The sequence below is a fragment of the Maridesulfovibrio ferrireducens genome (assembly GCF_016342405.1).
GTDB lineage: Bacteria > Desulfobacterota > Desulfovibrionia > Desulfovibrionales > Desulfovibrionaceae > Maridesulfovibrio > Maridesulfovibrio ferrireducens_A.
The window spans coordinates 86040-112147 of the sequence record NZ_JAEINN010000008.1 but is presented as its reverse complement, the minus strand read 5'-3'; the positions used below and the strand labels follow the sequence as shown (position 1 = coordinate 112147).

The window sequence follows — 26108 nt, the reverse complement described above, 5'->3', positions numbered from 1 at the left end:
GAAACTATTATCAAAAACGGGGATCCCTTCCGGCAAGATGGAAATCCGTCTTTCTTTTAGATAAATACCAAATCTCGAAGTGATAAATTAGCTAACATTAAGCATGTTTGTCAATATCAGGAACCTTAAAACGAACAAAGTAAAGCAGAATCATTAAATAAAAATAAAATAACCTGTCAAAAGCCAAAAAAAAACATAAAATACGGCTAACCCCATGTAAGCAACCACTCACCACACAACAACCCAAAACCCCTTAAAGAAAAAAGGGAATCCGCTTCAAAAGCGAATCCCCTTAGTATTATTAATCTTCGTGAGCCTCTTTCTTTAGCTCTTCTTCGGCATGAGATCTCATATCTTCAGATGATTTAGGATTTTCGATGATCTTCTTAAAATGCTCTTCAGCCTCTTCATGCTTATGCAAATAATATTTCTTAATAATTCCGGTATTAAAATGGGCCATGGAATCATCAGGATCAACTAACAATATTTTATCAAACGCCTCGGCAGCCTTATCAAACTTCTCAGCTTGATAGTAACACATGCCAAGCCCCATCAAAGCATTTATATTAGCATGCTCGTTTTCAACAACCTTTTCAAAAAAGGTCTGCGCACGGTCATAAGCGCGAATCATCATAAAAGCATTTGCAAGTTCAAGCTGTACTTTCATATCCTCCGGATTATCACGCATGAGGTCCATCAGCTTACGAATTTCCTTCATACTCTCACCCATGGCTTCCTGACTCATGCCCGAACTGGATGATTCCTTCTGTTGCTGGAATTCCACTTTATTACCGGGATGATTCATGCGGTATGTCAGTGATGATACAAAAATTACAAGTAAGGCAACTCCAAGCAGAATTACGACAATTTTTTGTCCGCCGCCAAGAGCGAAACTTCTGCCGACAGGATTTGTTTGTTTTTTACTTGTCATTATCTAACATCTCCATCTGTGTGATGCGCCGTTCCATAGCTACACCTTTGGCCGCAATAAAAGCCAGATATCCGGCTATTCCTGCCCAGACAGCAATATTTGCAATAAGCAAGTATGTTTCATTAGTCATATATAATTACTCCTGATATTATTCATTATCCCAGACCAACCGGGCATCAAGCTTTCCGGCAAGACGGGTCTGACGAAAACGGACAGCCAGCAAAACCAGCCACAAAAGTCCAAAAGCTGAAACATTGACGATCAAGGTAGTTAACATTTCAGGTTCCATTCCGCCTCCTTTGGCCCCGAGCACCGCAGGATGTACACTTCTCCAGAGTCGCGCTGAATAAAAAACGAGAGGGACATCAACAAAAGCGACAATTCCAAGGACAGCACACACTAAAGATCTGCGTTCGGCAGACATAGGCGAAGTTCTGAGCACCAGATAAGCAGCATAAACAAACCACATAATAAGAGTCGTGGTCAGTCTCGGATCCCATGTCCACCAGACATTCCATGCCGCCCGTCCCCAGAGGGAACCGGTTATAAGAGCAAGTCCACTGAAAACAACACCGATTTCAGCGGCAGCCCCTGCAATATAATCAAATTTAATATCTCTTTTAATCAAGTACAACGCACTGAAAATAAATACTACGAAAAAACTGATCATGGCCCATACCGCCATAGGCATATGGATGTAGAATATTTTCTGCACCAATCCCATAGTTGTCTCAACGGGAGCATACATCCAGATAAAATACTGCCCGGTACACAGGGCAATGCCGGAAATCAGCGCCGCAACTGCAAGACTCATTTTACGCTCCGTAATACAGTTATATTTTTACGCATGAACATATTATTGTTCACCACTATATACAAAAGGAAAAAGGATCAGGCCGGCTCCGCTGAATAACGCGGATGAGGACAAAATAATCCCCAGCCACGATGATTGGTCAAGAGCCTCAACCCCGGAAAAAGCCGAAGTCATCAATTGTATTGCACCGAGCAGGATAGGCAGAAGCAGAGGAAAAAGAATGACTGATAAAAGCGATTCTCTTGCGGCCTGTCCCTGAGAGATTGCACCAAGCAACGCCCCTAAAGAAACAAGACCCCAATCCGCAGCTAAAACAGTAATTGCAAAAAAGGCGAAAGAGCCTTTCAAGTCCTGACCGAGAAACACAATTGTAGCTGGAAGAAATACCAACTGTGAACACAGAAGTAATCCGAATCCAGCTAAACCTTTTCCGAACCAGACAGCATGAAGAGGGACAGGAGAAGAAAGCAGTCCCAATCGAGCTTCATTTGATTCTTCCATAGAAAACAAAGTATTAAAAACAAGCACCAGCCCAAAACAAGAAGCCAGCCAGAATATAGCCGACGCAGCCTGAGCTTCTACAAGTTGTCCAGCCGGACGCGAAAGACTGAAAACAAAGATAAGCAAAAGTCCCAGAAGAACTGCTTGCGTTAACCCCTGCCCTCCGCCGACCGACAGTTTAAGATCTTTGGCTGCAATGATCAGTCCTCGTTTTAACATGGTTTCCCTCCGAGAACTGTTTCCGGATCAAAATCAGCCGCTGCCCCCAGATACTCAAGCTTACTACTAGCAAGGCCGAGTATTCTATCAGCAAGAGTCGCATCATGATTTACATCATGGCTGATCCAGACAACCGCAGCACCCCGATCACGCAAAGCAACAACTTCTTCACGAAGAAGGCTGAGCGAAGCCTGATCAAGTCCGGTACCCGGTTCATCCAAAAAGAGTAGATCAGGATCAATCAGAAAAACCCGCGCCAAATTCAGACGCTGCGCCATTCCCCGCGAAAAGGAACCTGCAAGTTCTTCCGCCGCCCTTTCAAGACCTACTCTGCGCAGCAAAACCATAAGTTCGTCGCGGGATGGAGAAAGCCCATACATTGAAGCCCAGAAAGAGAGATTTCTTAAAGCACTGAGCCGGGGATAAATAAACGTGGAATGCCCGAGATAAGCTGTTTTTTCAGGAGGTGTAATAATCTCCGCAGATCCGGCTGAAGGTCGTGACAGACCTGCCATAATCTTTAGCAAAGTGGTCTTACCCGCACCATTACGACCGACCACAAGAAGAATTTCCCCCTTGTGCACGTCGCAGCTCACGTTCTTAAATATCAGCCTCGTGCCAAAAAACTTGGCCGCATTGCGCACTTTAAGGGCTATACTTTCATTAGTTTCCACTTAAAGCCGCCTTAACTTAAACGAGTCTTCCTGAACGCTACCAGCCCGAACAGACACATCAGAGTTCCACCGATCCACATCCAGTTGATCAGAGGATTCACGCTTATTTTAAGCGTTACTGCGCCTTTTTCGTCAACACCGAGCAGTACACCGTAAATTTCATCACCAAGTCCGGGGATGACCGAAACCTCAGCAAACGGCTGAGGGAAATTACGATATATTCTACGTTCAGGATTCAAAAGTCCGACATGTTTGCCGTCTTTGGTAACTTCAATCAAGGAAGCAATCTTAGCAATTGCCGGGGTCTGACTTTCGGAAAACTCTTTAAAAGTTAAAGTGTAATCACCGATCTGAGCACTTTGACCCTTATCAAGTACAAACTCACCCACAACCTGATTCGGTCCGGACCATGCAACTCCCAGAAAAACAAGAGCAACACCGAAGTGAATCCCGTATATTCCCATGGTTGAGGTCACTTTGCGAACTTGAGGTATAAAAATAAAAACTCCGACAATCCCGACAAGTGCAGCAATGGACGCAGCGGATGTAATGAGACCTAAAGGATGATGCAATCCAGCCATCCAGCTGATACCCAATCCGCCGATAAAGGAAACGAGAACGAGCGCGAGTCCGCGCTTATCTCTGATTCCTTCCTTCCAGCTGAACCATGGACATACTGCGAAGATCAAAATTAACAATGTAAATAACGGCAGACAAACGCGGTTGTAGAAATTAGCATCAAGACCAACCGGATTGGCGCTCCACATCTTGCTGATTACAGGCCACATTGTGCCTAAACCTACAACCAGACCGAGAGCAAGCAAGGCCCAAGCTGCAACTACAAGTAATCCCTGTCTGCTTCCGAGAGTAGAAAGAGACTTGGCTTCTATGCGTTGTCCAAGGACCAGAACAAGTGCAGTCAAGACAAGCGCTGCAATCATGAACAAAGCAAGCGGAAGAGCCACCCCGCCTTCACCGAAGGCATGAAGGGACTGAATAACCCCGCTACGAACCAGATATGTGCCGAAAATACAGAGCAGGAATGTCAAACTCATCAAAAAGACATTTGTCTTCTGCAATGCTTTTCGTCTGAGTTCAATAATTGCGGTATGCATAAAAGCCGTAGAACTGAGCCAAGGAATAAGTGAAGCATTTTCAACAGGATCCCATGCCCAATATCCGCCCCAACCAAGTTCCATATAAGACCACCATGCACCGAGAACAATTCCTGCGGTAAGAAATACCCACGCAAGAATATTCCAGTTGCGGCAAAGCTTAACCCATGACTTTGCTTCACCGCAAATAAATGCAGCAAGAGCAAGGGCAGCGGGACTTGTAAATCCGGCATAACCGAGAAATAGAAGCGGTGGATGAAAAATCATGCCCGGATTTCTGAGCAGGGGATTAAGTCCTCTTCCGTCGGTGGGGACAGGAACAAGTTCCATAAAAGGGCTGGACCAGCATGTAACAAGTAACAGGAAAAAAGCCTGTACGAGCAAATAAAAAAGCCAGTAATAAAGGCGCGTTTTTTCCGAAAATTCTTGGAATAAAGATAATCTCGAAAAGACTACCCCCATAACGGCTATAGAAAGAATCCAAAATAGCAGAGACCCTTCGCCTCCGGCCCAGAATGCTGTAATTGAATAAAGAAGAGACAAGGTATTATCTACATGCTCGTAGACATACATATATGAATAGTCACGGCTGAGAAGAGCTACAGTCAAAATAACACTTGCAAATGTAACAAGTCCCGCAACAACAATATTCGCTCTGTCTAAAAGCACAAGTACATTACGCCTGCCTGTCAGTAGCGATAAGCAAGCATATGCTCCTGCACCGAGCGTGGCCAAGAGTGCAAGTAAAAGCATCAAATTGGCAATAATTTGCATTTTATATCAACTCCATGAATGGATAAATTAATCAAACAATTAAACACAAAAAGTCCTGCCCGGATTATTAAAATCCTGACAGGATCATTTTAAATAAAAAGTTAACCTTCCCGGCTTTCCTTTTCATATTTTGAAGGACACTTGGTTATCAGTGAATTTGCTTTAAAAGCTTTATTCCCACCGACAAAAGTACCTTCGACTATGACTTCCGCATCCACTTTAAAAGTATCGGGAACCGCACCGCGATATACAACCCGAATACTTTGGTCGAGATTCTTTTGATCTGTCAAATCGAAAGTGACACCAAGTCCGCCGTTAGTAATTTCTATATTTTGAGGACCGACCTTACCAAAAAGTCTGGACTGTCCAAGCTCACTCTCATCCATAGCAAGCGCTTCAGAAACGTTTAGAAAGTACACACTGTCTTGAGAAAGACCCGAATAAACAAGCCATCCCAGTCCTCCCAGAAAAAGTAGCAAGGCAACAATATATACGCCTTTTCCGCTTTTTTTGGCCATTTTGTTCTCCGTTATATTTCTAAATGTCAGAGGTTTTCTTTCTCCGACTTACAATAAGTTCTTCTCTTCTCTTATGAGCAAGCTCGCGCATGTCAACGACCTGATCGGTCTCATCAACGATCTCGCTGCCGAGAATTTCTTCCATTACATCTTCAAGAGTGACAACGCCGGACATTCCTCCATACTCATCGAGCACCACAAATAAGTGCATACGACTTTCAAGAAACTTAACCAGCAGTTTGTCGAGAGTAATGTTCTCGAGTACAAATCGGACAGGTTTCATCAACTCTGAAAGTTTGACGTCATCCTTATCATCTGCAAGCGCTTCAAAAACTAATCGCCTGTAGATAACACCTACAATTTCCTCGGGATTATCACCTTCATATACAGGAATACGGCTATGCGGCCATGCACTGTACTTTACATGAGCCTCTGCGACAGTCATTTCAGTTGGCAAGGAAAACACGACAGTCCGGGGAGTCATAATTTGCTCCACAATCTTGTCGTCCAACGACAGGATGTTAGCAATTGAGAGGGCTTCATAAGGTTTAATCGCCCCGGATTTTCGAGTTAAACTGACCATTGCTCTGATGTCATCTTCCGTAACCTGAGGGCCTTTGCTCCCCTTGCTTACAAGGCGGGCAAGAAATCCGCATACCCAAATAACAGGAGAAAAAATCCAGACCATAATCTCCAGCGGGCGGGCAAGAGCCGTCCCCAAAGTGTGGCAGTAGACAATTCCTAGTGTTTTGGGAAGTATTTCAGAAAACAATAATATAATTAGAGTGAAAACAAGCGCAAACCACGGTAATGTGTCAGCGCCATAAACGTTGCTCCACGCAGCTCCCGCAATCGAGGCTCCGGCTGTATTGGCAACAGTATTAAGTGTAAGTATAGCCGTTATCGGCTTTTCCACGTTCAAGCGAAGGTTGTGCAGAATTATTCCTGACTTATGGCCTTCCTTACGCAATTTTTCTATTCTACTCCGTGGAAAAGAATAAAAAACAGCCTCACTGACTGAACAGTAGGCAGATATGACAGTAGCCAGCCCGACGGCAAGTATTAGTTCCAGCATTAATTTTTTTGTTAAAGTTACTCAAAGCGATGATTCGCAAAAAAGTATAGCTAGATAACTATCAGAAGGATACTACCCGTGCAACAGAAATAGGGTAGCCGTCCCCGAATCAGTACGAAATGAAGAATCATTTATGACTTTAAAATAAAAACAGATGACACTTTATAAGCTGTTTCACAGAAAATGACATGACAAATAGCAATACTGCTAAAATTCAAAGGTAAAATTTACATTGACCTTTTGCTCTGCACAATTAAAATAGCGCGATAATGCACCCGTTAAAAGACAATCACAAAATTATATTCAGACTCAGCGCTCTTGGAGATCTAATCCTGACAACCGGAGTTATAGATTTCTGGGCGAAGAAGTACGGCTGGACTTTCAGCGTAATAACTAAACAGCAATATGCCGCGCCCTTAGAAAAGAACCCGCATATAACTGAAATTATCAAACTTGATAAAAATGATCTCGGAGATTCAGCTTGGATTTCCAAGGCTGGAGAGCTTGCGCTGAAATATGAAGGCTGTGAACTGATTGACCTGCACTCAACACTCAGATCCAGAATACTTGCCATGCGTTGGCGCGGCACTGTGTCCCGTTATAAAAAATTCAGCCTTGAGCGCAGACTGTTTAAACTTACACGTTCATCCAAACTCGAAAAAGTTCTAGAAGATAAACCTGTAACTGTACGCTACACATCCGCAATTGAAAAAAAACTCCCGGAGGCAAAAAAACTTCTGCCCCACATTTACCTTACAAAATCTGAAAAATGTAATGCGCTTTCAATGATGAAACGCGAAAATTTGAATAAAAATTTTATCGCACTTCATCCATATGCTACTCACCCGGACAAAGCATGGCCCCGCGAATACTGGATAGAGCTTATAAGACAGCTTGATGAAAAGGGAATCCAATGGGCGGTAGTAGGTAAAGATGAAAACATATTGAATGCCGGCAAATCTGAATGGAATTTCACAAACAGACTTTCTCTGAGACAGACCTCAGCTCTTTTGCAGGAAGCAAAATTTTTGGTAACCGGAGATTCCGGCCCTATGCACCTTGCAGCCGGTGTGGGAACTCCCGTTATAGCAATGTTCGGACCGACCTCTAAAGTCTGGGGATTCTATCCGGCTGGTAAATATGACCGCATATTGGAGTTGGACCTTAACTGCCGTCCCTGCTCACTTCATGGGAAAAGCAATTGCAACAAAAACCGCGAATGTTTAAAAAATATCCACCCTGAAAAGATTATGAATATTCTTCTAAACCCCAATACTTATTGAATTCATCCGCTTTACCTTTGACATAATCAGCAACTGCGGCAGGAACATATGGGCTGATATCACCGCCCTCTCTCCATACCTTGCGAACAAATGTAGAGCTGATTTTAAAATCAAAATCATCAATTATGTAAACAGACTTTCCGTCCTTTAATTTCCACTCATTTGTGTCTGTATTATCAATGTCTGTGAATATTTTTTTGAGAAGTACAGTCATTTCACCAGCATCAGATTTTCCCCGGCTGACAGCGACGATATTCGCGAGAAGTGGAATCTTTTCCCAATCTTTCCAGCCGGGCAGAGAATTGAAGGCATCCTGCCCCATTAAGAAATACAACTCATCTTCTGGATAACGTTTCAACGCTTCTTTAAGTGTCTGTACCGTATATGTGGGACCGATCGAAGACATATCGATATCACTGACATCAAAATTGTCTAAACCATCAACAGCCCTCTGAATCAATTCAAATCTAAGCTCAGCAGGCAACATGGTTCCACATTTTTTATGGTAAGGATTCCCTGCCGGAACAAACAGCACCTGATCAAGCCCAAGACGCTTCATCACTGCGGATGAAACATCAATGTGAGTATTGTGAACAGGATTAAAACTGCCGCCGAACAACCCTATTTTCATAAAATATAACCTCAAAAAATTCCCGGCGAGCGCTTAAAACAAGTCTCACCGGGATTTAATATTTCAAACAATAAAAGACATACAGAACTAGGTTAAAAACTTAGTTTTAAAGGCGGATATTCCATTCTCCGAGCGAAACAAACTTTGTACTGGTCAGCTCTCTAGCTCCCATGGGACCGTACGAATGAAGCTTTGAGGTAGATATTCCTATTTCCGCGCCGAGTCCCAACTGTCCGCCGTCATTGAATCTGGTGGAACAATTAACCCCGACCATTGAAGCATCCACTTCACGCACAAAACGCATGGCACGATCGTGATCTTTTGTAAGAATCACTTCGGTATGATTTGAACCGTATCGAGCTATATAATCCTGAGCGTCATCCTGACTTGAAACAACTTTCACAGTCAGAATTAAATCCAGAAATTCATACCCGAAGTCATCAATAGTTGCGGCGATCGCGGTATTTCCAAGCAAGGACATTGAACGCGGACACGCTCTGAACTGAACTCCGCATGCACCGAGAATTGTCGCCATTGCAGGCAGAAAATCTTCAGCAATATCTTCATGAACCAGAACACCCTCAAGGGCATTACAAACACCGGGCTTCTGGGTTTTAGAATTTTTAATAATATCAACAGACTTCGCAATATCCGCAAACTTATCAACAAAAATATGACATACGCCCTTATAATGCTTGAGAACAGGCATAGTAGCCTGCTGAACGACGGCACGAATCAGTCCTTCTCCGCCGCGGGGAATGACAACATCAATATACTCGTCGAGTTTCAGCAGTTCGCTGACAGCTTCGCGGTCAGTAACAGCCACAACCTGAGCCGCATCCCCAGGCAGATTCTGACTTTCAAGAGCTTTATGAATAAGCGAAGCCAGCGCTAAATTCGAATGAATAGCTTCCGAACCGCCTCGCAGGATAATCGAATTACCAGCTTTCAAACACAGCACAGCGGCATCAACAGTCACATTAGGACGGGATTCGAAAATCATCATAATAACGCCGAGAGGGATGCGCATTTTCCCGACAAGCACTCCACTTGGACGACGTTCCATTTTTTCAATTTCGCCCACAGGGTCTGTCTGCGCAGCAACTTCATTACAACCCTGAATCATATAATTCAAAACTGCCGGAGAAATTTCGAGGCGCTGCATGCGAGCGTTATCAAGCCCGCGCTCTTTTGCAGCATCAAGGTCTTTGCGGTTTTCAGCAAAGATAAATTCCTGCTCCTGTTCGAGCAAAGATGCCAACTTTAAAATAGCGCCATTTCTGACGGAACCGTCTGCGCACGAAATTTTACGTGCTGCTTTTTTAGCCTTACGGGCTACGTCTTTCATTGCTTCTGCAAAATTCATTATAGTCCACCTTGAAACAAGATATATTAACTGAAATTACTTATTTTCCACCTATCGATCAATTTGGGCTACTAAGGATATTGCAAAAAAGTCAACTACCAATTACCAATGAGGAGCATTTTTCGGCGTATAACTGAAAAACATAGTAATTTTTTTTTACTATTTTTGTAATCTTTTTCAGGCACTTTCATATTTTACCTGATGTTACGGACCCTTAACTTGAAAATTCAGTTTTGACCTTTTTGTCAGACTACTTTATAAAGCGCACTTAACTTTGTGCAAAATCCATCAATATCCCGGAGGCTCTTCTTTAATATGGAAGATAACAAACAGACCACACACGACCTTATTGACGAGGTGCAGGCAACCGCACCCGAAAGCATCCACCCTCTTCTCGATTTTCTTCTTAGAAACGGAAAGGCTATTGCCATCGGGATTGCAGTAATTCTTGTTCTAGCAGCAGGTTTTTCCGGCTACCAGTACATGCAGCAGCAAAAACAGGTAAAAGCTCAAAGTGAACTCGGAACCATTCTTATCAAATATAGCGGAACAAAAAAGGCTGAAGAACTTGCAGCATTTTTGACAACCGCTCCTTCTGATATGAAACCGGCTGTTGAATTGGCTCTCGCCAAAGCATGGATGGACGATTCTAAGTTCATGAAAGCAGAAGCAGTCTGGGCAGAAATTGCAAAAAGAAATGAAGCAATGTCTCCCGTTGCATCTCTCGGACAGGCAAAATGTCTGATCCTTTCTGACAAACCTGAAGAAGCTGTCAAAATTCTGCAGGCACTCAAAGACAAAACCGGTGACAACTTCACAAGCACAATTGACAGATTACTCGCTGAAGCCGCTGAGAAATCAGGCAACATTCAGCTTGCAATTCAGGCATATCAGGGACTGCTTAACAACAATCCCTCACAGAGGCTCTACTTTGAGAGCAAAATTGTAGAGCTTAAGACTAAGCTTAATTAAGATAGGAGCGCATTTATGGCTCATCCACTTCTCGCCGATAATCCCGGTCAAAAAAAACTCCTGTTAGGCAATGAAGCTATTGTCAGAGGAGGTATTGAAGCCGGAATACAAATGGTTACCTGTTATCCGGGTACCCCTTCATCAGAAGTACCCGATACTTTCTTCCGCCTATCCAGCGAAGGCGATTTTTCATTTGAATATTCAGTAAATGAAAAAGTTGCCCTTGAAGTAGGTGGCGGAGCGACTCTTGCCGGAGCAATGACTCTGACAACCATGAAACATGTAGGTGTAAACGTAGCGGCTGATCCGCTTATGACACTTGCATATGTTGGTACACCCGGTGGTATGGTGCTGCTTTCCGCAGACGATCCGGGCTGTCATTCAAGTCAGAACGAGCAGGACAACCGCTACTACGCGCGCCTTGCCGGCATGGCTTGCTTTGAGCCTTCTACTGCGCAGGAAGCAAAAGATATGACTCGTGACGCTCTTAATATGTCACGCGAAACATCTTCTCCGGTTCTGCTTAGAACAACAACCCGGGTAAACCACTTGCGCGGCCCTGTTGAATACGGCCCAATCGCCAAACTGGCTGCTCCTGAAGGTTTTAAAAGGAATCCTTCCAAGTACGTACCTATTCCGGCTTTTGCCCGCCCGATGCATGTCGCGCTGCTTAAAAAGCTTGAAGAATTACGCGAATTGGCAGAAAAATCCGTGTACAACAAAATTTCCGGTAACGGAAAAATAGGTATTGTTGCTTCGGGTATTTGCAGAGCTTATATTAATGATGCTCTTATTGATTCCGGCCTGGCAGATAAGTTCAAATTACTCGAATTAGGATTTACTTTTCCTCTTCCTGAAAAGCTTGTTACCGATTTCATGTCATCTGTGAACAAGGTAATCATTCTTGAAGAGCTTGAGCCTTTCCTTGAAAATGAATTTAGAGTTCTAGCTCAGAAGCATTCTATTTCTATAGAAATTATCGGTAAAGAAAATGCAAACTTACCACTGAATGGAGAATACTCCACTGGTAACGTTTCTGCAATAATTCACGAAGTTCTCGGGCTTACACCTGAGAAAATTGATTTTTGTGCAGCAGAAGAAGGTCTTCCTGTAAGACCTCCGAACCTTTGTGCCGGATGCCCTCACCGCGCGACATATTATGCCGCTAAAAAAGTGTTCGGACCTGAAGCAGTCTGCTCATCTGACATCGGGTGTTACACACTCGGAATTCTGCCTCCACTTAATGCAGCAGACTTTCTGCTTTGCATGGGATCATCTATCTCTGCCGGATCCGGCGTTGCCCGCGCTTCCGGTCAGACTGTAGTTGGATTCATCGGAGACTCAACATTCTTCCATTCCGGAATTACCGGACTGGTGAATGCAGTATTCAACCAGCACAATATATTACTGGTTATTCTTGATAACAGCACAACTGCCATGACCGGACATCAGCCTAATCCCGGAGTTGAAACAACACTTCTCGGCTCTAATCCAGCTCAGATTAGTATTGAAGCAATCGTTAAAGGATGCGGCGTAAACGAAATACGTACTGTCAGCCCGCTTAACCAGAAAGCTACTTTCAAGGCTCTTGAAGAGCTTAAAGAGTTGCAAGGCGTAAGAGTTCTGATCGCAAAAGATCCATGTCCGCTCTTTGCTAAAAGAGCTTTGGGTAAAAAGCCGACTCAGACTGCTTATGTTGCCAACCAAAGTGACGAAGTAATCAGCTGTATGGAAGCAATTGCTTGTCCTGCATTTGAAAAGGACGAAGACGGGGTCAGTATTAATGAAACTCTTTGCTCTGGCTGTATGCTTTGTCTGCAAATGACTAAAGACATAAAAGCCAGAAAGAGGAACAGCTAATGAGTACTAGATTGCGTATATTCATGACTGGAGTGGGCGGACAGGGAACCCTGACAGCCACTAATCTTCTTGCACAGGCAATTCTTGATAATGGAACAGATGTCACTGCAGGAGAAATACACGGAATGGCACAACGAGGCGGAGTTGTTGAATCAGCAATTCTTCTGGGAATGTCTTCTCCTAAAATAGCACATGGTGAAGCCGACATAATTCTCGGTTTCGAACCGCTTGAAACCCTTCGTGCTCTTCCCTACCTGAAACCCGGTGGTGTTATTCTTTCAAGTACTGAATATATCCATCCATTGAGTGTTTCAACAGGTAAAGACGAAGAAACTCCTTTAGACTACATCAAGGAAAAAGTTAACAGTTGCGCAAGCAAAGCATACTTCATCCCTTGCCAGAGCTTAGGTCTTAAAGCCGGAGCGGTCCAAAGCGGAAACATAGCTCTTCTCGGAGCTCTCTGCGCGACAGGCTTAATTCCCCTGAAACCGGAAGAATTGGCAGTAACGATCAAATCTGTCATGAAGCCCAAAATAGCGGATATCAACATCAAAGCCCTTCAATTAGGGGTGGAAGCTGTATCCTGATAATTAACATTTCGACAGCCGCGACCCAAGTTGCGGCTGTCGACTTTTTACGGATTAAAGACAACTGAAATTTAGGCCGAAACCGCGAATCATCACCCTTTTCAAGACCGATAAGATTCGAAAAAGCTGAAAACAAAGACAGCCTGGACGGCACGAGTATAAAACATGAGTATTAATGGACAGCCGGAAAAAGTGGAAAATATTTACCTAACTACCCTGAATGAAATTCTCGATTCTATAGCTCCGCAAAATGATCTGGAGCTGAGCCTTAACTCAATTTTAAAAATTCTAGCCAAAGACCTCCACTTCCAGCGTGCATTTCTGGCCATCATGGACCCGAAATCTGAAAAACTAAAACTGTCGATAACTCACAGTCCGGCCAAAATTGACCACGTCACCTATTCTCCCGGCAAGGGAGTTGTAGGAAGGGTTTACGAAACAGGGCAAGCTGTCGTAATTCCCAGAATGTCCGAGAACACCGACTTTCTAAACAAAGCCTTCGGAAGATCAGACGAAGAACTTAAATCACTTTCTTTTATCTGTGTTCCCATTAAAAAAGTAAATTCTAAAGAAGATCATAACGTACTTGGAACTCTCAGTGTAGATTCACCGATCCTTCCTATGGATAACCTTTTAGAGCACAAACAGTTTCTCGAAGTTGTCGCTGCCCTGATTTCAAATCAGGTTTCACGTCTTCAGGAAGAAATGTCTCTTCAGGCTCAAATGTTGAGTCAAGGATCTTTGCTCGGTGGTCAGGAAGTCCCGCCTCCTGCTAACTTTGTTGCAACTTCAAAAAGCATCAAACAAGTTTTACGGCAGGCCAGACAGGTTGGACCCAGCAGAGCAACAGCTCTTTTACGCGGAGAATCCGGCACAGGTAAAGAACTGCTGGCCGAAGCTATCCACGCATGCAGCCCCCGTAGAGACAAACCTCTTGTAAAGCTGAACTGCGCTGCTCTCCCCGCAGAACTTGTTGAAAGTGAACTTTTTGGACACCAGAAAGGTGCGTTTACCGGAGCATATCAAAACAAACGCGGTCTGTTTGAAGTTGCAAACAACGGCACCTTGTTCCTTGATGAAATCGGAGAACTTTCCTTAGACGCTCAGGCCAAAGTGCTTAGAGCTATTCAAGAAAAAGAAATTCAAAGAGTAGGTTCCGAACACCCCATCACAGTTGATGTTCGCCTGATATGTGCGACTCATCAACCTCTTGAAAAACTACTGAAAGAAGGCAGATTCAGAGAAGATTTATTCTACAGAGTAAATGTTTTCCCCATATTCATACCTGCACTTCGTGAAAGACGTGAAGATATTCTACCTCTTGCTGAACAGTTTTTAGAAATATTTTCCAAAGAATATGATAAAAACATTAAAAGAATTTCAAGTCCGGCCATTGATCTTTTTACTCAATACCACTGGCCTGGAAATGTTCGTGAACTGAAAAATTGTCTCGAACGGGCGGTGCTGATTTGTGAAGAAGAAGTAATACGCACTTATCACCTTCCGCCGACTTTGCAGACAGCTGAGAGTACCGCAACAGATACTTCCTTATCTTTCGGTGAAGCTGTCGCTAAATTCGAGCAGGAGCTTCTTGTAGACTCTCTGAAAAAAGCACGTGGAAACATGCTTCAAGCTGCAAGAGATCTCAGAGTCAGCTATAGAATCGTTAATTATAAAGTTAAAAAATATAATATTGATGTAAAAAAATACACCGGTGCTAAAAAGAATAAATAAATGATGGTGATAACACTCAGCAGACAGGCAAAAAAATTGCCTTTCGTTACCGCTATCTTAAGCTTGCTGTTTTTGATTGCAATCGAGGGCTGTTCTGGAAAAAATGACCCGGAACAGCCCTTTATTATTCCTTTTGACTCTGAACACATCACATCCGATAAAACGTTATCGGTTACCCCCTCTCTAAATTACGACGGCAGCACAACCCGCAGATTTCTTTCCATTACTCAAACGACATACTTTTTTGAAAATGGTAATGGGACTGCTGAAGTTAAAGTTCTTCTCAATCGAAAATCCGAAGTACAAATCCCTGAAATCGGAGATTGGAATGCTGTTTCCGCTGGAAACTGTTTCAGTGATTCGGAACAAGTAAAATGCCTTACCGCCCATGTTGACTGCCATCTGGTTCGCACCAGTTTTATAACCACCGGCGAACGCAGTATCATCGTTATTAAAACGCGAAACAGAGCACGCGAACCTCAAGAACTTTGTGATAGTTGGGATTTAAAAAATCTTACAGAAAACCAGTTTGAAGAAGTTGAAGAATTCAACAAAATTTCAGATTCTTTTTTTAATTATGATGTAATTATTCCGCAAAATCAACGTGCTAAACAGACAAACTCCACTCACAAAAAAAGGCCTTCCAATCAAAATGATTGAAAGACCTCTATTAGACAGGTTAACTAATTGCTAAATTGAATCTTCATCGTCTTCTTTGACAACAACGCTGTTTTTCTTCCAAAGCATTTCCGGATCACCAAAGTTTTTCTTAGCCTCTTTGTATCCAAGATTAAAAGCTTTCACATTAATCGCTACAATCTTAGCCGGAAGAATCTCTTCGAGATTTTTACGGATTACCCTTTGCTCTGCAAAAGGAAGAAGAAAGGCTGCTGCTCCAAGAACAATCGTGTTCATGGTTTGGACAAGACCAATTTTCTCTTTGGCAAGATAAGTAAAAGGAAGCCCTATAAACATATTTACAGGTGGCTGCTTTACCAAATCACTTTCAATCATTAAAAGCCCGCCGGGCTTTAAATTGCGGTAATACATATTACACGCTTCCTGACTGAGAGCTATAAGCAGATCAACAGATTCCGCCTTTGGATAACTTATCTTTTCGGAACTGATCACCAAGTCTGAACGACTGGCGCCGCCACGAGCTTCAGGCCCATAACTCTGAGTTTGAGTAACATTGTACCCTTGGCCGAGAGCCAAACCTGACCCCATAACCTTACCGAGAGTAAGAATTCCCTGACCGCCAAGACCGGAAAGACGAATTTCAAATCGTTCTAAATGTTGATTTTTCATTACTCGCCCCCCTGACATCGTGCAGCCATTTCATAGAATTTTTCTTCCAGACCAGGTTTATCTTTTTTGACAAAAACACCGGAAGGAACTCTCTCGCCACGTTCTGCTTCGGGAATTGCGTTGAAACGCTCAAGCGGTGTAACTTTACTCTTAAGAGCATGATACATATCTACAGGAGATTTAAACTTATTCTTACGCCCGTACTGGGTGAAGCAAGGGGACAAGATTTCGACAACACCGAATCCGGGATTAGTAATGCCTTCCATGATCATGGAATCGAGCTTGTTGACGTGAAAAACACTTCCTCTGGCAACATAATTAGCCCCGGCGGCCGTACAAAGCTCAACACAGTCAAAGCTCTGCTCCATTTGTCCCATAGGGGTCGTCATTGAATACGAACCGGCCGGAGTAGTCGGAGAACACTGGCCTCCGGTCATTCCGTAGATATTATTATTAAGAATTAATGCAGTAACCCCGATATTTCTGCGTGCAGCATGAATAAGATGGTTACCGCCGATAGCCATTGAGTCACCGTCACCCATGACCACAATCACGTGCATATTCGGCTTTGCCATCTTAATTCCGGTAGCAAAAGTAAGCGCTCTGCCGTGAGTGGTATGAACTGTGTTAAAATCAACATAGGCTGCAAGTCGTCCGGAGCATCCGATTCCGGCAACGATACAAACGTTATCTTTTGCAAGCCCCAGTCCATGAATACTTCTGATTAACGAACCAAGCACAATTCCATGTCCGCAACCGGCGCAAAAGACATGCGGAAACTTCTTGTTATGCCTCAGATACTCGTGAATAAGTTGTGTTCCTTTTATATCTGCCATGGCTATATCCGTGTTAAGACTTTGAGGATTTCAGCGGGAGTTATGATCTGCCCGTCAACTTTATTAATAGTCCGTACGCTCACCTGACCATTATTAACTCTTTTCACTTCTCTGGAAATCTGTCCCATATTCATTTCAGGAACAATAATAGCCTTTGCCTTGTACATAAGCTTTTCAGTCGCCTTACGCGGATACGGGAACAAAGTTTTGAGTTTCAACAATCCAGCTTTAACACCTAAAGCACGAGCCTGCTTAACTGCAAGCTCTGCTGAACGTGCGACTGTTCCGTATGCGATGACTGCAACTTCCGCATCTTCAGTATCAATTTCTTCAACAAGTTGGATATCAGGTAGAAATTGATCTATTTTACGGAATAAACGTTCGTTAAATTCACGAACCTCATCAGGACGGGATGTAGGAAAACCGTTCACATCATGTGTAAGTCCCGTGACATGAAATCTATACCCCGAACCGATTGCGGGCATAGGAGGAACTCCCCTGACCGTTTCTTCGTAAGGTTTATACCATTCCGGAGGCATAGTCGGAAGAGTACGATTGAAAACTTCATACTCATCTTCGTTAGGAATTATTATCTTTTCGCGTGTATGAGCAGTAATCTCATCAATAAGAAGAATTACCGGAGTACGATACTTTTCAGCGAGGTTAAACGCTTCAATTGTCATCTCCAGACATTCCTGAACATTTGAAGCTGAAAGGACAATGATTGAATGATCGCCGTGTGTTCCCCATCTGGCCTGCTGAACATCACCCTGAGCGGGCGAAGTAGGAAGACCCGTACTTGGACCACCGCGCATGACATTAACGATGACAAGAGGAGTTTCTGTTATGCAACCATACCCTAAGTTTTCCTGCATAAGAGAAAAACCAGGACCGGAAGTCGCCGTCAAAGCTTTACGTCCGGCTAGCGAAGCGCCGATAATAGCACCAAGCCCTCCGATTTCATCTTCCATTTGGACAAAAGCGCCATTTGGTATAGTCGGCAATCTTTGAGCCATTATCTCCATTATTTCCGATGAAGGAGTAATGGGATAACCGGCATAAAAATTACACCCAGCCAAAAGGGCTCCTTCAACAACAGCCTCATTGCCAAGGGCAAAAATTTCTTTATTATGTTTCTTTTTGGGTCTGGCCATGGATTACACCTTATCCCTTTTCCTTAATGGATTCTTCATCTTTTCCGGCATCCGGCAATGAAGCCTTCTTCAGCAGAGCTCTGCATACCGCCGGAATTTCATCATCCACTTTAGGCTGAACCATAATTGCGAAATCCGGGCAATGAAGCTCACAGAATCCGCAATTAATACATTCTTCCTCTCTGATCACGACCGCTTTGCCTTGATCATTCAGTTCCATGACCTTCGCCGGACAAAAGGCAGCGCAAATGCCACAGCCTTTGCACCAGTCCGGAAAAATCGTAACCTTGCTTTGTCCCTTGCGTTTGACACTCATAACCTGATCCAGGTTTGGGGTAATTTTTCCATAAGTCTCCTCTCTCACGGGAGACAAACGCGCCTCTACAAACATCATCCTGAAAAAGACCTAAATTCAGAATGTTAATTCGGCCCTAGCACGCCAGAACCGCACATGCAACAGTAATCGATACTTTTTGTGCAATATTACATTTTTAAAGTATCTTAACAGCCAAGACAATACATTAACTCTAAATTTTACCTTTGATAACATAAAAGACTACAACACCGTCATACTGATTACTCAATCACCTTAAAAAAACAAAAAAAGAGCCATTTAGAATATTGGCTCTTTTTAAAATAAAAACATTATAATATCCACAAATACTGCTTACAACCTGTAATGCCTTTCATTGCAAGCTTCGAGCAAAGATTTTAACTCAGCAAATTCATCAAATAACGCAAAACGCGCGGACAATCTAAGCTACCTGTAATAATTACTATTTATAAACCTAAAGAAATATCACCGTTCAAAAAAGATTCAACCTTCGCAAGCTTCATAGGTTTTGAGAATAAATATCCCTGACCGAATTCACAGCCCATATTTCTCAGAAGAGTTTCTTGCTGTTCTGTTTCTACCCCTTCTGCCACAACATAAAGGCCCAAATTATGCGCCAAATTAATTATCGCTTTAACAATCTCCACATTTTCAGGAGACTCTGCCAGTCTTCTGACAAAACTGATATCTATTTTAAGTTGATCGAGAGGAAATTCCTGCAAGTTGCTCATGGAAGAATATCCAGTTCCAAAATCGTCTATCGAAACTAAAACCCCCGCTTTTTGAAGCTTGGTAAGCATCTCTACGGCCTGATTAGCTCGTTCCATGATGGCTGTTTCTGTAATCTCAATTTTTAAATTTTTAGGAGGTAGATTATACTCTACGAGTGTTGAAAGAATATTATCAACAAGATTCGGCTGCGAAAATTGACGACCTGAAATATTAATAGAGACAACCATATTTGTCGCGCTTTCATACTTATTAAGCCAGCTCTTAACTTCGCGGCAAGCCTGGGTTATAACCCACCTTCCCAACTCAAAAATCAAACCTGATTCTTCGGCCATGGGAATAAATTCCCCGGGCATAACAAGACCGCGCTCAGGATGATTCCAACGAATTAAAGCCTCAAAACCAACAACTTCTTTACTTTCAAGACAATAAATCGGCTGATAATCGAGATACAGCTCATCATTCAATATGCCGGCGCGAAGATCACTTTCCAGCTTCATTGCCTGCATCGCCTTATCAAGCATCCGTCTATTGAAAACCTTCATCTTATCACGGCCAGCTTCTTTAGCCTGATGCATGGCTACATTAGCGTTTTGAATTAATTCTTCCGGCTTTTCGTATGTTGTAGGGCTGAGTATAATTCCGTAACTAGCGGCAACGCTTATTTTATGACCGTCAATCAGCATCGGAGTGCTGAGGCTTTCTTTTATGCGGCTGACAATACGAATAGCTTCACGCGGCTTGGTCAGTTCTTCAAGAACGACAATAAATTCATCACCCCCGAAACGGGAAACAGTATCCAGATCCCTGACAGCTTGCAGTAATCTTTTGGAAACTTTAACTAAAAGCTTATCTCCGATATTATGTCCAAGACTGTCATTAATGACCTTAAACCGATCCAAATCCATAAAAACAACAGCATAATAATAATTATTGCGCCTTCGTGAACGCTTGAGAGACTTCATTATTCTGTCACAGCATAAAGTTCTATTGGCAAGTCCGGTCAACGGATCATGGAGAGCCTCGTATTGAAGCTGTTTTTCCATGAATTTACGCTTTGTAATATCACGAAGAGAAACCCTGACTCCAAGCGGAGTAACGTTTTCAGCAAAAACTTTATGACCAGTCAATGAAACCCAGCGCATTAAACCATCTTTGCGAAAAAGTCTTAAATCGGTTCCGTCTGCGGAGAGGAATTTTCCAGACAAAGCATTTTGCCAAAATTCTCTATCATTTTTATGAAGCAGATTTTCCACCCGCCCCGGACCTTCCATAAAATACCCTTTTGGATAACCGGAAATCCTTTCACACGAAGGGCTTACATATTTAAGATCACCGCTCGTTCCTATCCACATTTCCCAATCAAAAGTATAATCCGCGATAGTCCGGTACTCTTCTTCAGAGGCCCTTAAAGCCTTTTCAAGTAATTTGTGATTCGAAATATCTGTGACAAAAGCAAATAGAAAATGAGTAAAACCATTTTCATACAAATTAGTTGCATGAACATAAATATCTAAATCGCGGCCTTCCTGATTGCGAAAGCTGACTTCAAAACGATGATCCCCGATTTTTTTATCATCAAGCCTCTCCGAGGCAGCAGAACCCAATACGCTCGAAAGTTTTTCTCCCAATACTTCTTCACGGGGGAGACCTACCATACGACAAAAAGCCGGATTCACATCAAGTAAAATCTGATTATCGTCGACCATCAAGAAACCTTCGGAGGTGGTTTCAACCAAAGCTCTGTAGCGTTTCTCGCTTTTTATAAGAGATTCAGCAGCCTTTTCCCGTTTAAAAACTTCACCTTTTAATTCTTTATTAACTTCTTCCAACCGCATTTCACGACTGGCAATCTCTTCAGTCATACGATTAAAACGGGAACCAATCGCGAGAAGTTCCGCATATGGTATCTCTTCAAATCTATACGAAAAATCTCCCATCGCTACTTTATCAAGCCCTTTTCGCAACCGGCTCATAGGTTTTCGAATAAAATAATCGAGCAAGATCCCGGTAATAATATAAATAACCGCAACAGAAGTTAAAAAGGTCAAGCTTGAAACAAAAAGAATCCAGTCAAGATTTCTAAGATATGCTTTGTTTGAAAGCTCAAAACTAAGCGATCCAATCCTTTCTTTTCCAATGTATAAGTCGCGAGATCTGATTATAGGATCATCATTATCCTCACCAGCTCTCACAAAATTAAAAAGAACATCACCGTTTGCATCAATAATTTTAAACTTGGCGAACTGATCATTCTGGGTATAGGCACTGCAAACATGCTTCAAAGAGACCATGTCAAAGTTCCAAATCGGAAAGGTTACTGACTTGGTTAATTGCTCTATATATGTATCCGCTTTATCCTCTATCTCCTGATGAAGCATTTTGGAACGTCCAAAATACTCATAAGCAGTTACAATTCCGATAATTACGGCAAGAGCAAAAACAAGACATGCTGAAAGATCTCGAGAAATGGATCTCTCACCTGTATTTAAACGGAAGAATGATTTTATTGAAGAAGGATTATGCCCAGACATATTTTATTGCACCAAACCAAAAATACTAAATGTTATTACAAAATAACTAAGCCTTAAAATTAAGTATACAGATAATCACTTCTAGCAATTAAATTACCCACCACATGTCTAAATCACAAGAACAAACTTATTTCTTCTACAGCGCAGACAATTTAATACCAATAAACCGAAAATTGTCAGAGCATCAGCAACAGTTGATGATTCAATTCCGATAAAAAATGTACTACGCTGGAAGGACTGGAATATATTATAATAAAAATTAATTATACTTACGACTCAACTGCAATCTGAGGACAATTTTTTTTCGGATAAAACAACTTCCGCCAGAGCATTAATGACACAAGCAGCAAGAGCAGAGCCGCCCTTTCTTCCTGAAATTGTAATATATGGTAACGATGCGCAATCCATAAGCAGGGCTTTTGATTCAGCAGCATTAACAAACCCCACAGGCATGCCTACAACCAAAGCAGGAATATCCATTTTACCTGCCTCAATAAGACGAACAAGCCGAATCAATGCAGTAGGAGCATTCCCTATGACATGGATAGCGGGTTTAAGTTTATTTGCCGCAAGTTCAAGGGCGGCATGGGCTCTGGTCGTTGAGTTTTGTTTTGCGGAAGCAATTACTTCGGGATCATTAATCAAACACCGGACTTCACATCCGAGTGGATTCATTCTTCGTACAGGAATTCCACACCGGGCCATCTCGGTATCAGTTACAATTGTGCACCCTTTTCTTAGTGCATTCAAACCGCTGGCAACAGCATTTGGGTGAAAACGGACAAGATCAATAAATTCAAAATCGGCAGTTGTATGAATCATTCTTCTTACTATTTGCCATTCAATCCCTTGAAATTTTCTAGGCTCAGGGACTTCTGAATCAATTATTTCAAAAGATTTTGTTTCAATATCTCTAGGTTTAGCTACAGCAAGAAGTTTAACTTTATCAGCCACCGATGGCCTCCTGAATAATTTTTATGGAAGAAGATGTACCTAAACGAGTGGCTCCGGCCACAACAAGTTCACAAGCCTGAGCATAAGTTTTAATTCCGCCACTGGCCTTCACTCCAACCGAATCTCCAACACTGGCACGCATGAGTTTGATATCCTCGACTGTGGCAGAGCCGCAATTAAATCCTGTACAGGTTTTAACAAACGAAGCTCCGGCCTTAACAGCCAACGTACAAGCCTGTTTTTTCTGATCGTCATCAAGAAGACCTGTTTCAATAATAGCCTTGACGGGAACACCGCCAGCTCCTTCAACTGTCATGAAAATATCTTTTAAAAATGTATTGATATCACCTGCTTTCAAAGCTCCTACATTTACGACCATATCGAGTTCCTGCGCTCCCTTCTCGACAGCCCGCATAGCTTCAATCATCTTAACCTCAGTAAGTGTAGCCCCTGAAGGAAATCCAATTACGGAGCAAACCTTCGGTTTTTCAAACCGCAAAAGTTCTGAAGCCTGAGCTACGTGCCAAGGATGGATACAAACAGAAGCAAATCCGTATTCAACAGCCTCCCTGCAAAGTTGTTCAATATCCACCGGACCGGCGGATATATCTAAAAGGGTATGATCAACATAAGAAGCTAAATTTTTAATAACATCCATTTCTGCCTCCCAAATTTTAAAGGGAAAAAAGCAACATACTTAAATTATTCAATAGTCTTCATAAATATAAAAACGTTCTTTGAAACTATAAGAACAACGCAAATTTCTAGCAAAGGAATATTAAATTAATAAGGGCAAAGGGTCAAAAGAAAACAAAAAAAGCCCCGAAAATTCGGGGCCTATAATAAACTCAAATAAAAAACCAAATAAAAGAACTACCGGTCACGGGCCTGATAACGGGCTAGATGTTTTTCCATCTTACGGCTGGTGTAAGTTAGAACATAACAAACAATAAAATAAAGTACCGCGATAGTAATAAAAATTTCTGTCGGAGCTGATAGCGTCCTGTTATTTACCTGAGTAGCCGTACGGGTAAGCTCATTAACTCCGATAATATATGCAAGTGAAGTATCTTTTGTAAGCGAGACAAACTGATTAACAAACGACGGAATCATATTTCTAAGAGCCTGCGGAAGAATGACGAACCGCATCGCCTGGTAATGAGAAAGTCCGGTTCCACGTGCAGCTTCCATCTGCCCGCTAGGCAGAGCAACAACTCCAGCTTTAACAATTTCAGCAATATATGCACCGGTAAAGACTACAAATGCAATGAGTGCACAGTGAAATTCCGGCAAAGATGTGCCTAGAACAACAGGGGCAAGAAAGTAGAACCAAAAAATAAGCATCAGCAAAGGCACACCACGGATAACTTCAATATAGATAACCGAAGTAATTTTAACCAGCTTATTTCTGGAAAGTCGCATCAATCCGGCGGCAAGTCCTATCCAGAACGCACCGAAAATCCCGAGCACTGCCAAGATAATACTGACAGCCAAACCGCCAAGAGGTCCGTTGGGAAATGCACCCCAAAGAAAATAATCAAAATTGTTCCAAACTACATCCCATTGCACAGAGGCCACCCCTAATATTTAATTTGAATCAGATAATGCTTATTGTACATATTAATTGAGAAGGACACGATCAGCGAAATAACCAAATAGATCAAAGTCGCTACCGTGAACGCCTCGAACCCATGGAATGTATAAGATTCGACCTGACGAGCCATATAGGTAAGATCCATAACCCCGATGGTCATTACCAGAGAAGAGTTTTTAATCAGATTAAGAGACTGTGAAATAAGCGGAGGTATAATAATCCTGAATGCTTGTGGAAGAATTACAAACCTGTAGGCCTGCATAAAAGAAAGGCCTGTTGCACGGGAAGCTTCAAGCTGATTCTTGGGAATTGAATTAATTCCAGCTCTGATTTCTTCAGCAATAAATGCGGATGTATAAAAAGTAAGAGAGATTACCCCTGCCGCAAATTCAAAATCATGATCATACAACCACGTATTCCATGAATCCGGCAGTATGGCATATGATCCGAAATACCAGAAAAATATTTGAATCAGTAGAGGAGTGTTTCTGAAAAATTCAACAAAAGCAAAGCTAAACCATTCAAATGGTTTAAACTTAGACATGCGCATTACAGCAATAATGGTACCGAGAACCAGTGTAAAACCAATGGATACCGCAGAAATTTGAAGAGTAACTTTGACTCCGTCAAGAATCCACTGCCCGTATTGCCCGGTTAAAACTAGATTCCAATCAAACTGATAATTCAAGGCGTTTATCCGTTGTTTGTCGGAAGGACTGTGACAGACACAGTCCTTCCGTTGCTAATCAATACAACCTTAGTAACCTAACCGGCTAAGGCCAAATTTCCATCTGCCAAGTCAAAGGCAGTGCGTATTTTGTGTCAGCACCGAACCACCTGTTGTAGATTTTTTTATAATCGCCGCTCTTCCACATTTCAATAAGAGCAAAGTTTACAGCGTCACGGAAGTTAGATTCGTTTTCAGGAAGACCGAGTCCATAAGGCTCAGGAGAGATAAAATCACCAACAATTTCCCAACCAGCTGGATTAGGATCAGAGTTTTTAAGGCCAAGAAGAATAGTAGAATCAGTAGTTACAGCTTTAACTTTACCCTGCTTGAGAGCAAGGAAAGCCTGTGGGTAACCTTCAAAAGAAAGAACTTTACAATCAGGCTGTACTGCTAAGATGTTCTGTTCAGAAGTAGAACCTTTTGCAGTACCGATTTTCTGACCTTTAAGATCTGCTGCGGACTTGATGCCGGAACCTTTCTTCACGAGAAGTTTCTGGCCATCCATGAAATAAGTGATACTGAAATCAATGGTATCGTCACGAGCGATCTTATGAGTCATTGTAGCTGCAGCAAGGTCAATTGAACCCTGAGCAAGCATAGCAATACGTGTAGAGGATGTTACTGGTTTGAACTCTGTTTTAACACCAAGCTGTTTTGCGATGTAATTACAAACATCAATGTCCATACCGACAAGTTTCTTTGTGGTTTCATCAATGTAACCAAAAGGAACAACTGCATCTTTAACACCGCAGATAAGAACTCCGCGATCTTTTACTTCCTGCAATTTGTCTGCAAAAGCGGTAGAAGCGCAAAGAGCCATAGCCAAAACCATGGCAACCATGATTGAAAGTCTTCTCATAGATCCTCCTAGAACATTTTTT

The 26108-nt window shown here is 42.5% G+C and carries 26 protein-coding genes; 6 read left to right on the top strand and 20 right to left on the bottom strand.

Annotation, left to right across the window (positions count from 1 at the left end):
- Nucleotides 1-301: 301 nt before the first annotated feature.
- The 8 genes from JEY82_RS10430 to JEY82_RS10395 form a co-directional block, all read right to left on the bottom strand.
- Nucleotides 302-931, bottom strand: coding sequence for a tetratricopeptide repeat protein (locus JEY82_RS10430; protein ID WP_304085332.1), 630 nt, complete (start codon nt 929-931; stop codon nt 302-304).
- Nucleotides 921-1061: a CcmD family protein gene (locus tag JEY82_RS10425; protein ID WP_304085331.1), complete on the bottom strand. Its 141-nt coding sequence runs from the start codon at nt 1059-1061 to the stop codon at nt 921-923. The genes JEY82_RS10430 and JEY82_RS10425 overlap by 11 nt, the downstream gene beginning before the upstream one ends.
- An 18-nt stretch (nt 1062-1079) precedes the next feature.
- Nucleotides 1080-1745, bottom strand: coding sequence for a cytochrome c biogenesis protein CcsA (gene ccsA / locus JEY82_RS10420; RefSeq protein ID WP_092159026.1), 666 nt, complete (start codon nt 1743-1745; stop codon nt 1080-1082).
- A gap of 42 nt (nt 1746-1787) precedes the next feature.
- Entirely contained in the window at nt 1788-2465 is a 678-nt protein-coding gene (locus JEY82_RS10415; protein ID WP_304085330.1) for a heme exporter protein CcmB, read from the bottom strand.
- On the bottom strand, nt 2459-3139 hold the full coding sequence (locus tag JEY82_RS10410) for an ABC transporter ATP-binding protein (RefSeq protein WP_304085329.1): 681 nt from the start codon (nt 3137-3139) through the stop codon (nt 2459-2461). Before JEY82_RS10410 ends, JEY82_RS10415 begins: the two co-directional genes overlap by 7 nt.
- An 11-nt stretch (nt 3140-3150) precedes the next feature.
- Nucleotides 3151-5028, bottom strand: a complete 1878-nt coding sequence (locus JEY82_RS10405; RefSeq protein ID WP_304085328.1) for a heme lyase CcmF/NrfE family subunit — start codon at nt 5026-5028, stop codon at nt 3151-3153.
- Nucleotides 5029-5129: 101 nt separating this feature from the next.
- Nucleotides 5130-5546 (bottom strand): cytochrome c maturation protein CcmE, encoded by a 417-nt coding sequence (locus tag JEY82_RS10400; protein ID WP_092159034.1) that lies wholly within the window; start codon nt 5544-5546, stop codon nt 5130-5132.
- 19 nt (nt 5547-5565) lie between these two features.
- The gene (locus tag JEY82_RS10395) at nt 5566-6621 is read right to left on the bottom strand and encodes a hemolysin family protein (protein ID WP_304085327.1); all 1056 of its coding nucleotides are present in this window, start codon (nt 6619-6621) and stop codon (nt 5566-5568) included.
- A gap of 269 nt (nt 6622-6890) precedes the next feature.
- On the opposite strand from JEY82_RS10395, the gene JEY82_RS10390 reads away from it, so the two are divergent.
- Nucleotides 6891-7904: a glycosyltransferase family 9 protein gene (locus tag JEY82_RS10390; RefSeq protein WP_304085326.1), complete on the top strand. Its 1014-nt coding sequence runs from the start codon at nt 6891-6893 to the stop codon at nt 7902-7904.
- On the opposite strand, the gene nadD is transcribed toward JEY82_RS10390, so the two are convergent.
- Both nadD and JEY82_RS10380 read right to left on the bottom strand, forming a co-directional pair.
- Entirely contained in the window at nt 7870-8535 is a 666-nt protein-coding gene (gene nadD, locus JEY82_RS10385) for a nicotinate-nucleotide adenylyltransferase (protein ID WP_304085325.1), read from the bottom strand. The genes JEY82_RS10390 and nadD overlap by 35 nt on opposite strands.
- A 106-nt stretch (nt 8536-8641) precedes the next feature.
- Nucleotides 8642-9901 carry a glutamate-5-semialdehyde dehydrogenase gene (locus tag JEY82_RS10380; protein ID WP_304085324.1) on the bottom strand — a complete coding sequence of 420 codons (1260 nt, stop codon included), beginning with the start codon at nt 9899-9901 and terminating at the stop codon, nt 8642-8644.
- A 315-nt stretch (nt 9902-10216) separates the two neighbouring features.
- On the opposite strand from JEY82_RS10380, the gene JEY82_RS10375 reads away from it, so the two are divergent.
- The 5 genes from JEY82_RS10375 (at nt 10217) to JEY82_RS10355 (ending at nt 15714) form a co-directional block, all read left to right on the top strand.
- On the top strand, nt 10217-10873 hold the full coding sequence (locus tag JEY82_RS10375; protein ID WP_304085323.1) for a tetratricopeptide repeat protein: 657 nt from the start codon (nt 10217-10219) through the stop codon (nt 10871-10873).
- Between the two features lie 15 nt (nt 10874-10888).
- Nucleotides 10889-12733 (top strand): indolepyruvate ferredoxin oxidoreductase subunit alpha, encoded by a 1845-nt coding sequence (iorA, locus tag JEY82_RS10370; RefSeq protein ID WP_304085322.1) that lies wholly within the window; start codon nt 10889-10891, stop codon nt 12731-12733.
- Complete coding sequence (locus tag JEY82_RS10365) at nt 12733-13320, top strand: indolepyruvate oxidoreductase subunit beta (protein WP_304085321.1); 588 nt, start codon at nt 12733-12735, stop codon at nt 13318-13320. The genes iorA and JEY82_RS10365 overlap by 1 nt, the downstream gene beginning before the upstream one ends.
- 165 nt (nt 13321-13485) lie before the next feature.
- On the top strand, nt 13486-15054 hold the full coding sequence (locus JEY82_RS10360; RefSeq protein WP_304085320.1) for a sigma 54-interacting transcriptional regulator: 1569 nt from the start codon (nt 13486-13488) through the stop codon (nt 15052-15054).
- A complete protein-coding gene (locus JEY82_RS10355; protein WP_304085319.1) occupies nt 15055-15714 on the top strand; it encodes a hypothetical protein in 660 nt (219 codons plus the stop codon).
- Nucleotides 15715-15744: 30 nt separating this feature from the next.
- On the opposite strand, the gene JEY82_RS10350 is transcribed toward JEY82_RS10355, so the two are convergent.
- From JEY82_RS10350 to JEY82_RS10305, 10 genes are all read right to left on the bottom strand, one after another.
- Nucleotides 15745-16362: a 2-oxoacid:acceptor oxidoreductase family protein gene (locus JEY82_RS10350; RefSeq protein WP_304085318.1), complete on the bottom strand. Its 618-nt coding sequence runs from the start codon at nt 16360-16362 to the stop codon at nt 15745-15747.
- Nucleotides 16362-17198, bottom strand: coding sequence for a 2-oxoacid:ferredoxin oxidoreductase subunit beta (locus tag JEY82_RS10345; protein ID WP_304085317.1), 837 nt, complete (start codon nt 17196-17198; stop codon nt 16362-16364). Before JEY82_RS10345 ends, JEY82_RS10350 begins: the two co-directional genes overlap by 1 nt.
- 2 nt (nt 17199-17200) lie before the next feature.
- Nucleotides 17201-18352, bottom strand: coding sequence for a 2-oxoacid:acceptor oxidoreductase subunit alpha (locus JEY82_RS10340; RefSeq protein ID WP_304085316.1), 1152 nt, complete (start codon nt 18350-18352; stop codon nt 17201-17203).
- 10 nt (nt 18353-18362) lie between these two features.
- Nucleotides 18363-18668, bottom strand: coding sequence for a ferredoxin family protein (locus JEY82_RS10335; protein WP_304085315.1), 306 nt, complete (start codon nt 18666-18668; stop codon nt 18363-18365).
- A gap of 464 nt (nt 18669-19132) precedes the next feature.
- Nucleotides 19133-21949: an EAL domain-containing protein gene (locus JEY82_RS10330; protein WP_304085314.1), complete on the bottom strand. Its 2817-nt coding sequence runs from the start codon at nt 21947-21949 to the stop codon at nt 19133-19135.
- A 276-nt stretch (nt 21950-22225) separates the two neighbouring features.
- Complete coding sequence (locus tag JEY82_RS10325; protein WP_304085313.1) at nt 22226-22903, bottom strand: precorrin-8X methylmutase; 678 nt, start codon at nt 22901-22903, stop codon at nt 22226-22228.
- Entirely contained in the window at nt 22896-23561 is a 666-nt protein-coding gene (gene deoC, locus JEY82_RS10320; RefSeq protein ID WP_304085312.1) for a deoxyribose-phosphate aldolase, read from the bottom strand. The genes JEY82_RS10325 and deoC overlap by 8 nt, the downstream gene beginning before the upstream one ends.
- Nucleotides 23562-23776: 215 nt before the next feature.
- A complete protein-coding gene (locus JEY82_RS10315) occupies nt 23777-24472 on the bottom strand; it encodes an amino acid ABC transporter permease (RefSeq protein ID WP_304085311.1) in 696 nt (231 codons plus the stop codon).
- Between the two features lie 11 nt (nt 24473-24483).
- Nucleotides 24484-25185 carry an amino acid ABC transporter permease gene (locus JEY82_RS10310; RefSeq protein WP_304085310.1) on the bottom strand — a complete coding sequence of 234 codons (702 nt, stop codon included), beginning with the start codon at nt 25183-25185 and terminating at the stop codon, nt 24484-24486.
- A gap of 85 nt (nt 25186-25270) precedes the next feature.
- Entirely contained in the window at nt 25271-26086 is an 816-nt protein-coding gene (locus tag JEY82_RS10305) for an ABC transporter substrate-binding protein (RefSeq protein WP_304085309.1), read from the bottom strand.
- Nucleotides 26087-26108 lie beyond the last annotated feature (22 nt).

Excerpts from the sequence above, each read along its gene's own strand:
- JEY82_RS10430 (WP_304085332.1), bottom strand. The coding sequence starts at position 931 with ATGACAAGTAAAAAACAAACAAATCCTGTCGGCAGAAGTTTCGCTCTT.
- JEY82_RS10425 (WP_304085331.1), bottom strand. The coding sequence starts at position 1,061 with ATGACTAATGAAACATACTTGCTTATTGCAAATATTGCTGTCTGGGCA.
- ccsA (WP_092159026.1), bottom strand. The coding sequence starts at position 1,745 with ATGAGTCTTGCAGTTGCGGCGCTGATTTCCGGCATTGCCCTGTGTACC.
- JEY82_RS10415 (WP_304085330.1), bottom strand. The coding sequence starts at position 2,465 with ATGTTAAAACGAGGACTGATCATTGCAGCCAAAGATCTTAAACTGTCG.
- JEY82_RS10405 (WP_304085328.1), bottom strand. The coding sequence starts at position 5,028 with ATGCAAATTATTGCCAATTTGATGCTTTTACTTGCACTCTTGGCCACG.
- JEY82_RS10400 (WP_092159034.1), bottom strand. The coding sequence starts at position 5,546 with ATGGCCAAAAAAAGCGGAAAAGGCGTATATATTGTTGCCTTGCTACTT.
- JEY82_RS10395 (WP_304085327.1), bottom strand. The coding sequence starts at position 6,621 with ATGCTGGAACTAATACTTGCCGTCGGGCTGGCTACTGTCATATCTGCC.
- JEY82_RS10390 (WP_304085326.1), top strand. The coding sequence starts at position 6,891 with ATGCACCCGTTAAAAGACAATCACAAAATTATATTCAGACTCAGCGCT.
- nadD (WP_304085325.1), bottom strand. The coding sequence starts at position 8,535 with ATGAAAATAGGGTTGTTCGGCGGCAGTTTTAATCCTGTTCACAATACT.
- JEY82_RS10380 (WP_304085324.1), bottom strand. The coding sequence starts at position 9,901 with ATGAATTTTGCAGAAGCAATGAAAGACGTAGCCCGTAAGGCTAAAAAA.
- JEY82_RS10375 (WP_304085323.1), top strand. The coding sequence starts at position 10,217 with ATGGAAGATAACAAACAGACCACACACGACCTTATTGACGAGGTGCAG.
- iorA (WP_304085322.1), top strand. The coding sequence starts at position 10,889 with ATGGCTCATCCACTTCTCGCCGATAATCCCGGTCAAAAAAAACTCCTG.
- JEY82_RS10365 (WP_304085321.1), top strand. The coding sequence starts at position 12,733 with ATGAGTACTAGATTGCGTATATTCATGACTGGAGTGGGCGGACAGGGA.
- JEY82_RS10360 (WP_304085320.1), top strand. The coding sequence starts at position 13,486 with ATGAGTATTAATGGACAGCCGGAAAAAGTGGAAAATATTTACCTAACT.
- JEY82_RS10355 (WP_304085319.1), top strand. The coding sequence starts at position 15,055 with ATGATGGTGATAACACTCAGCAGACAGGCAAAAAAATTGCCTTTCGTT.
- JEY82_RS10350 (WP_304085318.1), bottom strand. The coding sequence starts at position 16,362 with ATGAAAAATCAACATTTAGAACGATTTGAAATTCGTCTTTCCGGTCTT.
- JEY82_RS10345 (WP_304085317.1), bottom strand. The coding sequence starts at position 17,198 with ATGGCAGATATAAAAGGAACACAACTTATTCACGAGTATCTGAGGCAT.
- JEY82_RS10340 (WP_304085316.1), bottom strand. The coding sequence starts at position 18,352 with ATGGCCAGACCCAAAAAGAAACATAATAAAGAAATTTTTGCCCTTGGC.
- JEY82_RS10335 (WP_304085315.1), bottom strand. The coding sequence starts at position 18,668 with ATGAGTGTCAAACGCAAGGGACAAAGCAAGGTTACGATTTTTCCGGAC.
- JEY82_RS10330 (WP_304085314.1), bottom strand. The coding sequence starts at position 21,949 with ATGTCTGGGCATAATCCTTCTTCAATAAAATCATTCTTCCGTTTAAAT.
- deoC (WP_304085312.1), bottom strand. The coding sequence starts at position 23,561 with ATGGATGTTATTAAAAATTTAGCTTCTTATGTTGATCATACCCTTTTA.
- JEY82_RS10305 (WP_304085309.1), bottom strand. The coding sequence starts at position 26,086 with ATGAGAAGACTTTCAATCATGGTTGCCATGGTTTTGGCTATGGCTCTT.